Annotated in this window: 16 protein-coding genes; 5 read left to right on the top strand and 11 right to left on the bottom strand. The window is 67.7% G+C overall.

From position 1 onward, the window contains the following. Positions 1-21: 21 nt before the first annotated feature. Positions 22-414, top strand: coding sequence for a response regulator (locus tag O6Y00_RS18745; protein ID WP_353444080.1), 393 nt, complete (start codon positions 22-24; stop codon positions 412-414). Between the two features lie 47 nt (positions 415-461). Here O6Y00_RS18745 and O6Y00_RS18750 read toward each other — a convergent pair whose 3' ends face one another. Further along, entirely contained in the window at positions 462-1,334 is an 873-nt protein-coding gene (locus O6Y00_RS18750) for a class I SAM-dependent methyltransferase (RefSeq protein WP_435368650.1), read from the bottom strand. Between the two features lie 66 nt (positions 1,335-1,400). Here O6Y00_RS18750 and O6Y00_RS18755 point away from each other — a divergent pair, with 66 nt between their 5' ends. The 4 genes from O6Y00_RS18755 to O6Y00_RS18770 are packed head-to-tail and all read left to right on the top strand — an operon-like array spanning position 1,401 to position 3,668. Further along, a complete protein-coding gene (locus O6Y00_RS18755) occupies positions 1,401-2,126 on the top strand; it encodes a ComF family protein (protein WP_353444082.1) in 726 nt (241 codons plus the stop codon). A 32-nt stretch (positions 2,127-2,158) separates the two neighbouring features. Continuing rightward, entirely contained in the window at positions 2,159-2,413 is a 255-nt protein-coding gene (grxC, locus tag O6Y00_RS18760; RefSeq protein ID WP_353444083.1) for a glutaredoxin 3, read from the top strand. Beyond that, positions 2,413-3,240 carry a carbon-nitrogen hydrolase family protein gene (locus O6Y00_RS18765; RefSeq protein ID WP_353444084.1) on the top strand — a complete coding sequence of 276 codons (828 nt, stop codon included), beginning with the start codon at positions 2,413-2,415 and terminating at the stop codon, positions 3,238-3,240. Before grxC ends, O6Y00_RS18765 begins: the two co-directional genes overlap by 1 nt. Further along, complete coding sequence (locus O6Y00_RS18770; RefSeq protein WP_353444085.1) at positions 3,237-3,668, top strand: DUF1178 family protein; 432 nt, start codon at positions 3,237-3,239, stop codon at positions 3,666-3,668. Before O6Y00_RS18765 ends, O6Y00_RS18770 begins: the two co-directional genes overlap by 4 nt. A gap of 85 nt (positions 3,669-3,753) precedes the next feature. On the opposite strand, the gene O6Y00_RS18775 is transcribed toward O6Y00_RS18770, so the two are convergent. From O6Y00_RS18775 to O6Y00_RS18820, 10 genes are all read right to left on the bottom strand, one after another. Then, positions 3,754-3,975, bottom strand: a complete 222-nt coding sequence (locus O6Y00_RS18775; protein WP_353444086.1) for a hypothetical protein — start codon at positions 3,973-3,975, stop codon at positions 3,754-3,756. 325 nt (positions 3,976-4,300) lie between these two features. After that, on the bottom strand, positions 4,301-4,984 hold the full coding sequence (locus O6Y00_RS18780) for a YoaK family protein (protein WP_353444087.1): 684 nt from the start codon (positions 4,982-4,984) through the stop codon (positions 4,301-4,303). 10 nt (positions 4,985-4,994) lie between these two features. Beyond that, positions 4,995-6,374 carry an alginate export family protein gene (locus tag O6Y00_RS18785; RefSeq protein ID WP_353444088.1) on the bottom strand — a complete coding sequence of 460 codons (1,380 nt, stop codon included), beginning with the start codon at positions 6,372-6,374 and terminating at the stop codon, positions 4,995-4,997. Further along, the gene (locus O6Y00_RS18790) at positions 6,367-6,786 is read right to left on the bottom strand and encodes a DoxX family protein (RefSeq protein ID WP_353444089.1); all 420 of its coding nucleotides are present in this window, start codon (positions 6,784-6,786) and stop codon (positions 6,367-6,369) included. Before O6Y00_RS18790 ends, O6Y00_RS18785 begins: the two co-directional genes overlap by 8 nt. Positions 6,787-6,790: 4 nt before the next feature. Beyond that, a complete protein-coding gene (locus O6Y00_RS18795; RefSeq protein WP_353444090.1) occupies positions 6,791-7,687 on the bottom strand; it encodes a glyoxalase in 897 nt (298 codons plus the stop codon). Positions 7,688-7,707: 20 nt separating this feature from the next. Continuing rightward, positions 7,708-9,552: an amidohydrolase gene (locus tag O6Y00_RS18800; RefSeq protein ID WP_353444091.1), complete on the bottom strand. Its 1,845-nt coding sequence runs from the start codon at positions 9,550-9,552 to the stop codon at positions 7,708-7,710. Positions 9,553-9,643: 91 nt separating this feature from the next. After that, positions 9,644-9,895, bottom strand: coding sequence for a XapX domain-containing protein (locus tag O6Y00_RS18805; RefSeq protein ID WP_353444092.1), 252 nt, complete (start codon positions 9,893-9,895; stop codon positions 9,644-9,646). 4 nt (positions 9,896-9,899) lie between these two features. Continuing rightward, positions 9,900-10,559, bottom strand: a complete 660-nt coding sequence (locus tag O6Y00_RS18810) for a hydrolase (RefSeq protein ID WP_353444093.1) — start codon at positions 10,557-10,559, stop codon at positions 9,900-9,902. Positions 10,560-10,586: 27 nt separating this feature from the next. Continuing rightward, complete coding sequence (locus tag O6Y00_RS18815; RefSeq protein ID WP_353444094.1) at positions 10,587-11,141, bottom strand: AraC family transcriptional regulator; 555 nt, start codon at positions 11,139-11,141, stop codon at positions 10,587-10,589. 116 nt (positions 11,142-11,257) lie between these two features. Beyond that, on the bottom strand, positions 11,258-11,860 hold the full coding sequence (locus tag O6Y00_RS18820; RefSeq protein ID WP_107955930.1) for a response regulator: 603 nt from the start codon (positions 11,858-11,860) through the stop codon (positions 11,258-11,260). Between the last annotated feature and the right edge of the window lie 52 nt (positions 11,861-11,912).

An 11,912-nucleotide genomic window follows, 5' to 3' on the forward strand; every position in this document is an offset into this window, starting at 1 on the left:
TGAACTATCGCGGAGGCATCCGTGAACGTCCTGTTCATCGAAGATGACCGGATGAATCGCCGTGTTGTCAGGGACATGCTCGATGTCGCCGGCGCGAGCATGGTCGAGGCGGAGAGCGCCGAACGCGGTCTGGAAATTCTCGACGGGCAGGAGTTCGCGATCGTTCTCGTTGACCTGCGTATGCCTGGCATGGACGGGATCACCGCGATCGAACATATCCGCGCACGCGGCGATGCGAAGGCCAGCGTGCCGATCATCGTCGTGACGGCGGACATCGCGCCCGATCTGCGCGAACGCTGCCTGGCTGCGGGCGCCGACGATGTGATCTTCAAACCGGTCGCGATGGATGCGCTGTTCGAGGCGATGGGAGCGATCCTCGCCCGCGGCGCCGCCGGCGAGGGTATGATCGGCTAAGGGTCGGATCGTCGGCGTAAGTCGGCGGTTCGACCGGCGGTCGAGCCTCAGCGTTTCAGGGCGTCGCCCAACGACGCGGTCGCGCTACCGCGGCGGGCGGGCTTGGGTTGCGACGGATCGGGCGACCATCCGGTGAGGAAGACGATCTGGAAGGTTTCGTGCGTGCGACCGCGTGGGTCGGCTGCGTCGGCGAAGGCGGCGATCGTTCGGGCCAGGACATCCTTGGTCAAGACCTGTCGCTGCGCGAGCATGTTGCTGGCCGCCATGCCGCGCAGATCGCCGAACAGCCGCCCGAGATCGCGGTAGCCGACGTCGAGGGTTTCCACGTCCGCGACCGGCAAGGCGAACCCGGCCCGCATCAGCAGATCGCCTGCGGACCGGACGTCGATCTGCGGGTGCAAGCGCGCGGCGGGGCGATCGCGTTCGGCGATGCGCAGCGCGCTGCGCAACGCTGGCAGGCTGCCGGCACCGACGAACGCCCCGAGGAACAGGCCGTCGGGTCGCAACACGCGGCGGATCAGCGACAGCGCTCCGGGCAGGTCGTCGACCTGATCGAGCACGCCGGCGCTGACCACGAGATCGAAAGACCCGTCGGCGAACGGCAGCCGGTCCTCGTCTGCCTGCACGCCGGCCTGTCCGGACGCAAAGGCAAACCCGGCATCGCAGCGAGCCACGCGCGCGCCCGGCGGGGCAGCGAACGCGCCATCGAAACAGCCGAGATCGAGGATGTCGGTGAAACCGCGCGTGACCGCGTCGAGCCGCTCGGCGATCCCGTCGAGCATCGTCGCGCGGAGGAAATCATGCTCGGCATAGTCGCGCGCCGCGCGGTCGCGGCGATGGCGGCGGGCGGAGCGGTCGAAAATCTCTGGGGCGGTATCGGACACGGTCGCGCTTGTGCCGCGGTCGCGCGTCCCCGACAAGGTCCGTGATGCGGGCGCCGTGGCGTCGCGGGCCGGTGGGGCCGCAATCGGCGTCAAGGGGGAACGATGATGCCAGTCGCGCCGATCCGTCGCTTGATCGGCTTGGCCCTGCCGCCACGCTGTGCCGGATGCGGACTGCCGGTCGCCGAGGATCATCGCTTCTGCGCGGTCTGCTGGGCCGGGTTGCGGTTCCTGGGGCCGCCATGGTGTGCCGCCTGCAACCGTCCTTTCGCGTTCGATCGCGGCGAGACTGCGGTGTGCGCCGCATGCATGGCCGAGCCACCCCGCCATGCCGGTGTACGGGCGGCGGTGGCCTATGGTCCGGTCGCGCGCGATCTGGCGCTGCGGCTGAAATATGGCGGCCGGATCGCGTTTGCCGAGACGATGGCCCGCCAGATGCTCCGGCAGTTGCCGAAGAAGATCGATCTGCTGGTCCCGGTGCCGCTGCATCGTTGGCGTCTCTGGTCGCGCGGCTTCAACCAGGCCGCGCTGATCGCGGACGCCGTCGCGAGGCTCTCCGGCGTACGCCACGACCGCGATGTCCTGGTGCGTCGGCGCCGCACGATCCTGCTGCGGGGACTAGGAGGGCGCCAGCGAGCGACGGCGGTCGCCGGAGCGTTCGCGGTGGGGGTGCCCGATCGCGTGCGTGGCCGCACGATTGCATTGGTCGACGACGTCTATACCAGCGGTGCAACTGCCGACGCCTGCACGCGGACGCTGCTGAGAGCGGGCGCGCATTCGGTCACGATCCTGTGCTGGGCGCGCGTCCTTTCCTCGACGGCGGACGATTGACAAGCGCGGACCGACACCACATTTCCCGCCCCATGGCAAAAATAGAAATCTATACCAAGGCGTTCTGCCCCTATTGTACCCGGGCGCTCAAGCTGCTCGCCTCCAAGGGCGTGGAGCCCGAGCAGTTCGACGTCACCATGGGCGGCCCGAAAAAGGCCGAGATGGTCGAGCGATCGGGGGGCCGCACGACGATGCCGCAAGTGTTCATCGACGGTAAGCATATCGGCGGGTCGGACGATCTGGCCGCGCTCGACGCCAGGGGTGGTCTCGACCCGCTGCTCGCCTGATGGCGACGATCGGCGTCCTGCAGATGACGAGCGGGATCGATCCCGCCGTCAACGCCGCGACGCTGGTCGATGCGATCGGCGAAACGGGCCGGGCGGGGGCGACGATGCTGTTCACGCCCGAAATGTCCGGACTGATCGACCGTGATCGCACACGCGCCGGGCGATCGATCGTCGCGGAAGACGAGGATCCGGTACTCGCCGCCGTCCGTGCGGCCGCGGCGGACGCCAGCATCTGGGTCCATCTTGGGTCGCTTGCCGTGCGACGACCCGACGGCCTGTTCGCCAATCGCGGTTTCGTGATCGACGGACAGGGCGCAATCCGCGCACGGTACGACAAGATCCATCTGTTCGACGTCGATCTTCCCACCGGCGAAAGTTGGCGTGAGTCCGCCGCCTATGCCGGCGGCGATGCGGCGATCGTCGTGGAGACGCCCGTGGGACGGCTGGGACCCTCGATCTGCTACGATCTGCGGTTCGCGGAACTGTACAATGCCCTGACTGCGGCTGGTGCGACCATTCTGTCGATGCCGGCCGCCTTCACGCAGCCGACCGGTGCGGCGCATTGGCACGTCCTGTTGCGCGCCCGCGCGATCGAATCCGCCGCCTTCGTGGTCGCTGCGGCCCAGACCGGCGTCCACGCCGATGGACGCGCCACCTATGGCCATTCGCTGGTCGTCGATCCCTGGGGCGAGGTGATCCTCGACATGGGCGAGGAAGATGGCCTGGCGTTTGCAGAGATCGATCAGGCGCGCGTCGCCGATGTCCGTGCGCGCATCCCGGTGATCGCGCATCGTCGCGCCATCCCGACTGCGACCATGGTTCCGTGATCGTCTTCGACCTCAAATGCGGTGCGGGTCACGTGTTCGAGGCATGGTTCGCGTCGAGCGGCGCCTATGAGGAGCAGCGCGCGACCGGGCTGGTGCGATGCCCGGTATGTGACGATGACACCGTGACCAAGGCGCTCATGGCGCCATCGATCCCGACCAAGGGCAATCGCAAACCGCCCGCGCCGAGTCCCGCGGCGATCAAGGCGGCGATGACCATGCTGGCGACGCGGCAGGCCAAGGCGCTCGAATCCTCGGAATGGGTCGGTACCGCGTTCGCCGATCGCGCGCGGGCTATGCATCAGGGCGACGAGGCGCACGTCACGATCCACGGCCAGGCCAGCCTTGCCGAGGCAAGGGCTCTGGTCGACGAGGGAGTCCCCGTCGCCCCGCTGCTGCTTCCCGTCAAACCGCCCGGCGAAGTTCACTAACGGCGGGTGCAGGGCGAAAGCCACCGCCACGCCGGTCCGCCAGATCGCGGCGTGACCGCGCAAATGCTGCCGGTCAGCCTGACCGTCAGCCGGGGACGCCCCAGTTCGCTTCCTCGTTGGCGGCGGCGGCGGTGCGCACCAGATGCTCGACATAGTTCTGGAAGATCGGAACCGTGAAGGTGACCAAGGTCGGTTCGCCCTGCGGCTCCTTGAAGGTCAGGACGACGAAGCGCTGTCCGTCCTCGTCGAGGATCAGGCCTGCTTCCATGGCACCGGGGCCGCTTGGAGTGATTACGGTGGCTGCCATTTGAAAACCTCGTTGCTCGCGTGCACCGCCGCGGTATCGCAGCATCGCGCCCACGCCAACGGTGTTCGCGACCCGGAGCGCATGCGAACGATCTTGTCCCGATGCGTCGGAGGCGTTTCGTCAGCGATCGGCCGCTCCATTCTGGCGGAAGCGGCGGGGTGATGTCGCCGTGTGGGCGGCCGTTGCGGTTTTCGCGTTGGCATCGATCGCTTCGGGACGGGCGCTCACCCGCGTGTGGTAAGCGGAGCGCATCTCGTGGCGGTTTACCAGTCTCACCCACCGGTTTTCCGCTATGGATGGGTTCGAGCGTTTCGCGGCCGAAGTCCTATCTGACGCGCAGAACGTGCACGAGCGTGGCGGACAGCACCAGCGCGCCGGCCAAGGCCAGGGGCGCAAACAGGCCGACATGCGCGAGAAGATACGCACCGACCGCCGCTCCCGAGAAGACTGCGGCGACCGCGCCCGTCCGTCGTCGCCAGTTGGTGTTGGCGCCCATCGCCGCGCTGGAATCGGCGCCGAGGCCGGTCAGCGTCAGCGTCAGCACGGTGGTCGTCAGATCGGCGACCTTCAAGTGGCGGATGGTCGCGTTGCGATAGCCCATTGCGATGCCGGTAAGCACGATGATCGCGAACAACCGGGGCTCCGGCGACTGGGTGGCGACGTCGAACCCCAGCGCGACGGCGGCGGCCGCCCAGAGCAGGATCGTTTCCATGATCGCCGACATGATCAACCAGCGTCGTTCCGACCCGTCGCCACTGCTGCGCGCCAGCCGTCCGGCGATGGTCGCGCCGATCATGAAGCTGGCGAGCGCCAGCGCGAACGGTGCAATCTTGAAGCCCGGCACCCCCGAGGCCGCGAACCCGAGGAACACGATGTTGCCGGTCATGTTCGCGGTGAACACCTTGCCAAGCCCAAGCACGCTCGCGGCGTCGACCAGGCCGGTCGTGACCGACAACAGCAGGAGCAGGGGGACTCGGGGGTCGCGCGGTGGTGCCGGATCGATCGTCATCGGAGCTCCTCTAGAAACGGAAATTGGCCTCGGTGCCGAGCATCGCGATCGTTCGGGCCCTGCCCGTGTCGCGGATGAACCGACCTGGGGCGAAGGCGGAGAGCGAGGCCGAGAGTTCGAGTTCGGGCGTCGCTTGCCAGGCCAAAGTCGCTTCGGCTTCCTTGCCGATGAAGCGCGCGCGGGAGGTGCCGGCCGCGCGGACCAGGGTGCCGGGAATATCGTAGACGCCGTCGCTGCGGGAATAGCGCCAATAGGCCATCGCCGAGAGGCTTGCGGACACGGTCTTGCCGAGTGCAGCCGCGACGCGCGGGTTGACGCTGACGATGTTGTAGGGGCCGACGGGGGACAGTTCGCCGAAATACTTGCCCTTGGGGAACAGCGCGTTGAACGTCCCGAGGCGATCGTCGCCTGGATGAGAGTCGCCGCTGACGATGTTGACGCGCACGACCGCATCGGGCGCGAGCCTTGCGGTCGGAAAGCGACGGCCGAGTTCGGTGCCGAGCGTCCAGGCAGCGATCGCTCCACCGGCGAAGCGGCCGAACTGCGCGACGCCCTCGACGTTCCAATGCCAGTCGGCCGCGGTGCCAAACGTGCGCGCGCCTATGCTGTGACGACGCTCGCGGCCGGTACGCGTGCCGAAACGCGCCGCGGTGTTGCGGTAGCCGAGGTAATAGAGATCCAGACCGGGCTGCGTTACATACACGCCCCAGAGCGACTTCGTCCGCGACGTGCGATCGTCGAGTGTGCCGAGGCCGGGCTGGACCGGCCTCAGCGCGAGCAGGGTGACGGTGGCGCCACCGATGGTCGCTAGCGCGCGGACTCCATCGAACGCGAGTGGCACGTTGGGGCCGTAGCGCGTACCGACCAGCCGCTCGGTGCCGAACGACAGCATCTGGCGGCCAGCACGGACGGTGACGCCGGCGCCGTCGAACGACCCCGTTTCCGCATCGCCCAGCCGGACGTCGACAAACCCCTGGAGCAGGTCGAAACGGGTCTGATCGATCGGGCCTGCGGACGGCGCCACCCCGGCGGCGTAGGCGGCGATCGGCTGCACGAAGCCGCGGACGCGGCCGACATGGAGATCGGCATAGGGCATCGTCCGCATCCATAGATAGCCGTCGTCGGGTGCATCGCCGCCGCCCCACTGCTTTGCGCGATACGCCTCGTTGCGCAGGCGGACTTCCACGCCCGTGGTGAGATAGTCCTCGTCACCGAGCGGGATATATTTGAACCGCTCGGTCCAGCGGCCGGTGCGCGGTGCCGGATCGGCGAGCGTCGACCAGGTCTCGTCGTAGCGCGTGGTCGTGAGCGTCGGCGGCTGCCATGCCTCACGGTCCTGCGCTGCGGCCGGGGCAGCCGCCAGCGCCAGGACCAGGCTCCATTTATGCACGTCGTGCCCGGTCGAGGAGCGCGAGGAGCGCGAAGCCGCCGATCAGCCCGAGATGCTCGAAGAACGCGTTGGTCGCCATGAACCGCGCTTGTCCGGCCGGCATTCCCCAGAATGCATTCGCGGTGATCGCCGCGAGCAGCGTGAAGACGCCGAGCATCCCCGCGCCCAACCACGCCAACCGGCCCGAGAGGATCAAAATCGGCCCGACCAATTCGACCGCGATCGTTAGCGCCGCCCAGACCGCGGCAGGGTGCAGGCCGAAATGCGCCTGCTCGGCGACCGCTGCCGGCCACTCGGCGAGTTTGACGATGCCACCGAGAAGATAGGCGCTGACCAAGGCGAGGCGGGCGAGTGTCGCGGTCCAGCGCCAGTCGAGGATCGCGTCGACGAAACGGGGGGCGGACGTTCGCATCGGCCTAGCGCGCCGCGCCGCTGTGAATCTCGGCGATATAGCCGCCGGGGAAGCGCACGATCGCGGTCTGCCGATCGCCGTCGGCCTGCGCTGGGACGAGGACCTCGGCACCCGCGGCGTTCGCCCTGGCCAGCGTCGCGCCGAGGTCGGTCACTGCATAGCCGGTGGTGTCGCGGGCGTAGGGCCAGGGGAGCTGGCCGTCCGAGACGATGACCACCATCCTGCCGTAGCCCGACGTGATGCGGATGCGGCGGTAGGTCTTGCCGGGCTGGCCGATCGCGGCGCCCGGTGTGGCCTTTTCATCGGACACGATGCGGCCTCTGGAGAAGCCGAGCCAGCTTTTCACGAACGCATCGGCAGCATCCGGCGTGAGATAGACGCGGTTCTCGGGCACCGTCGCGAGCGCGGCATAATGCGGCGTCGCGGTGTGCCAATAGAGCTGCATGTTCACGCCGCCCGGCCACTGCACCAGCGCATCGCGGCCGATCGGATCGGGGAAGCTCGTCACCAGCCGGGTCGCGCCATGCTTCATCGCGGCGGCGACGGCGGCGTCCAGATCGCGCACCAGATAGCCGGTGCGTTCCTGCCCGAACGGGGAGGGGATCGGTGTCTTGAAGCCGAACACCGAGACCGTGCCGGCGGGCGTCAGGATCAGTTGCGACAGCGTCTGGCTGGGCGTCGGTGTGACCTGGAACACGCCCTGCTTGCTGGTCGTGCCGCCGAACGTCGCGACGAAGCTCGCGACGAACCGGTCGAAATCCTCCGGCGCCACATAGACGTGCGTGGTGTCGTATTGCGCGCCGACCGCGTACCCGGCCGCGGGCGCCTCTCGGGCGATCGATGGCATCGACGGCGCCGCCCCGATCAGCGCGGCGGCGAACAGCATGGCGAAACGCTTCATCGTCTTTCTCCCCTTCATGATCAGACCGCCCAGCAGCCGCAGCCGAACGCGCCCCAGAAGCTCTGGACGTCGGCAACCGGCACATCGCGGCCGAGGGCGGCGGCATGGTCGTGGCCGTGGACCGAGCAGCCGCTCGCGCATCCGCATGCGGCGGAAAGTTTCGCCGAGGCTTCGGGCGTCCGGTGGTAGCCGCCGAACGTCGCGACCGGCGACCAGTCGGGCATCGGTTTGGGCAGCGAGGGCGCGAGCGGCGCATAGTCGCCTTCGCCGAACACCACTTTGCCGCCGAGCAAGGTCAGGACCGAGCGAAGGTGCGGGATGTCGGTTTCGGGGACGGTCAGATAATCGCCCGACAGGACTGCCAGATCGGCGAGTTGCCCCGCCTTGATCCGGCCTTTCTTGCCGACCTCGTTCGAGAACCAGGTGTTCTCATGCGTCCACATCGCCAGCGCCTTTTCGCGGCTGACCCGGTTCGCGCCGGGATAGAGCCCGAGACCGCCGACCGTCCTGCCGGTGACCAGCCAGTTGAGCGATACCCACGGGTTGTAGCTGGCGACCCGCGTCGCGTCGGTGCCGGCACCGACATGGATTCCGGCGGCGAGCATCTTCGCGATCGGCGGCGTCCGCTCGGCGGCCTTGGCGCCGTAGCGTTCGACGAAATACTCGCCTTGGTAAGCCATGCGGTGCTGGACCGCGATGCCGCCGCCGAGCGCTGCGATCCGGTCGATGTTGCGGTCGGTGATCGTCTCGGCGTGATCGAAGAACCAGTTGATCCCGTCGAACGGAATGTCCTTCGCCACCTTCTCGTACACGTCGAGCGCGCGGCCGATCGTCTGGTCGTAGGTCGCGTGCAGGCGCCATGGCCATTTATACTCGGCGAGCAGGCGGATGACGGGTTCGAGATCGCTTTCCATGCTCGGCGGCATGTCGGGGCGCTCGACGCGGAAATCCTCGAAGTCGGCGGCGGAATAGACGAGCATCTCGCCGGCGCCGTTGTGACGGTACTTGTCGTCGCCCTGGCCGGGCGTGACCTGCTTCACCCAGCCCTTGAAGTCGGCGAGCTCCTCCTTCGGCTTCTGCGTGAACAGGTTGTAGCTGATCCGCAACGTCAACTGGTCGTCGGCGTGCAGCTTCTCAATGATCGCATAGTCGTCGGGATAGTTCTGGAAGCCGCCCCCGGCATCGATCACGCCGGTGACCCCGAGCGAATTCATCTCGCGCATGAAGTGTCGGGTGGAATTGAGCTGATATTCAGGCGGCAGTTTCGGGCCCTTGGCGAGCGTCGAATAGAGGATCATCGCATTGGGATGCGCGAGCAGCAGCCCGGTCGGGTTGCCCGCCGCATCGCGGACGATCTCGCCGCCGGGCGGGTTGGGCGTGTCTTTTCCGTAACCGACGACACGCAACGCCGCCGCGTTAAGCAGCGCGCGGTCGTACAGATGCAGGATGAACACCGGCGTATCGGGTGCGACCGCGTTCAGTTCGGCGATCGTCGGCAGGCGCTTCTCGGCGAACTGGTGTTCGGTGAAGCCGCCGACGACGCGCACCCATTGCGGGGCGGGGGTGTTGTCGACCTGGCGCTTGAGCATCGCCATCGCGTCGGCGAGGCTCGGCACGCCGTCCCAGCGGAGTTCAAGGTTATAGTTCAACCCGCCGCGGATGATGTGCATGTGGCTGTCGATCAGGCCGGGGATGACGCGCCGCCCGCCCGCGTCGATCACGGTGGCTTGTGGAGCCGCCGCGCGCACCTCCTGTTCGGAGCCTACCGCGAGGAAGGTGCCGTCGCGGATCGCGATCGCCTGTGCCTCGGGGTTCTCGCGGTCGAGCGTCGTCACCTTCGCGTTGACGAGGGTCAGGTCGGACATGGTCGGTCTCCGGTTGCCGGCTAGCAGCGGGGCCAGCGTCGCCGCTGCCCCGCCGAGGATGGTCGTGCGGCGGTCAAGGATCACGGGGCGATCACGCCGCATCGTCGTGGTGATGGCCGGGCAGCATCCCGAACACGTGATCGGTGCAGGCCGCCCGGATCGCGGCGGCCTTGTCGCGGCTGGCCCACAGGCTCTTCGCGAGCGGCACCGCCTGCTCGCCGAGCAATATCCCGGCGAGCCCGATCAGCGCGATCGTTGGCGGCGCCGGCGACCGGACCTTCAGCAGCCCATAGATAACGCCGACGAACAGGCCGGCCGCGAGCGAGATCAGGTACGGCCGCACGCGATCAATGCCCGCCTTCGGACGCGCCGAACATGGTCTTGGCGTAGGTGATGCCGAGCCCGTACGCGCCGGCGAATTTGCGCGCGACGCCGGTGACCGCGTCGTAGGTTTCGGTCCGTGCCCAGTCGCGCTGCAGTTCGAGCAGATACTGCACCGACGTCATCGGCACCGCACCAAGCTGGATCATCCGCTGCACTGCGCGCTCATGCGCCTCAACCGACACGTCGCCGCACGCGTCGCTGATGAAATACGCCTCGAAGCCTTGGTCGATCGCCGACGCGATGGGGCCGACGATGCACACGCCCGTCCACAGCCCCGCGAACACGATCCGCGTCTTGCCGATCCGGTTGACCTCGTCGATCACCGCGGCGTCTTCCCAGGTGTTCATCGAGGTGCGGTCGAGCAGCGGCTCGCCCGGAAACGCGTCGGTGATCTCGCTGAACATCGGCCCGGAGAAGCTGTCGACCGCGACCGTCGTCAGGATTGTCGGCACGTCAAACACCGCCGCGGCATGGCTGATGAGGGCAGCATTGTTACGCAGCAATTCGGTCGCGATCGACTTGGTCGCGAACGCCATCTGCGACTGGAAATCGATCAGCACGAGCGTGTGATCGGTCGGCGAGATCAGCGATGCGCCGGGCGCGGCTGTGGCGGTAATGGTCATGATAGTCTCCCGTTGGAAAAAGGTCGGTCAGCGCGCCTGCCAGGTGCGGCGCCAGATCAGAGGGGTCGCACCGACCACGCGGCGGAACAGCCGGGTCAGATGCGCTTGATCGGTCAGCCCGCAGGCGTAGGCGATGTGGCTGAGCGTATCGTCAGTCTGCAGCATCAGCGTCTGCGCGCGGCCGACGCGCTGGCGGATCAGGAAGGCGTGCGGCGTCTCGCCCGTCGTCACTTTGAAGGCGCGACAGAAATGCCCGGTGCTGAGCCGCGCGACCTCGGCGAGTGCGTCGACCACGATCGTCGATCCCAGATACGTATCGATATGCTGGACGACGTTACGCACTTGCCATGCGGCGAGTCCGCCCTTGACCGGCTTGGCCTTCGGCGGCGGGCTGCTGGTGCCATCGTCGGCGAACCCATTCCCGACATCGTCGGCGAACATCGCCGCGAGCCGCTCCAGATAATGCCGCGCGACGAGCGGATTGTGATCGAGCGTGCTGACCGCATTCGCCACGAGGCTGGCGGCAACGGACGGTGCGAACGCGTGGGGCAGGGCCATCGCCGTCGGGGCAGTGTGCATCATCGTCTGTTCTCCCTCGCAACCTGTGCGGAGGACCATAACGGACGTGTATCGATCGGCTGCGCCCCGGCCGGGGTGGCGATCGCCCCCTCTTTAGTGGGGCGCGGTACAGCCCTGGATCAGAGTTCGATGATCCCGCGCTTGGCGGCGATCGTCACCGCGTGCGTGCGGTCCGACGCGCCGAGCTTCGCGAAGATCAGCTTCATATGGCCCTTCACCGTCTCTTCCGAGACGGCGAGCTTGGCGGCGATCTGCTTGTTCGAATTGCCCGACGCGGCCAGCGACAGGACGCCGATCTCGCGCTCGGTCAGCGCATCCTCGATCACGTGGAAGGCGATGCTCGACGCCACCTGCGCGTTCAGATGCTTGCCGCCAGCGTGGACCGAGCGGATCGTGTCGAGCAGTTCCTTGCGCAGCGTGTTCTTGAGCAGATAGCCGGCGGCCCCTGCACGCAACGCGCGCAACGCCTGCGCATCGCCCGAATAGGTGGTCAGCACGACGATCCGCGCGTGCGGCCAGTTGCTCCGCATCGCCGCGATCGTGTCGACGCCGCCGATCCCCGGCATCTGCAGATCCATGAGGACTATGTCGGGGAGGTGCGTCGGGTAGAGCGCGAGCGCCTGTTCGCCGGACTCGGCCTCCGCGACCACCGCCAGATCCTCCTGCGTTTCGATCACCGCCTTCACGCCTTCGCGCAGGAAGGGATGATCGTCGACGATCATGATGCGGATCCGGGGGGAGGGCGGCAATGCGGGCTCTCGGGCTGGCGGGAAG

The organism is Sphingomonas faeni (assembly GCF_040407565.1).
GTDB lineage: Bacteria > Pseudomonadota > Alphaproteobacteria > Sphingomonadales > Sphingomonadaceae > Sphingomonas > Sphingomonas faeni_F.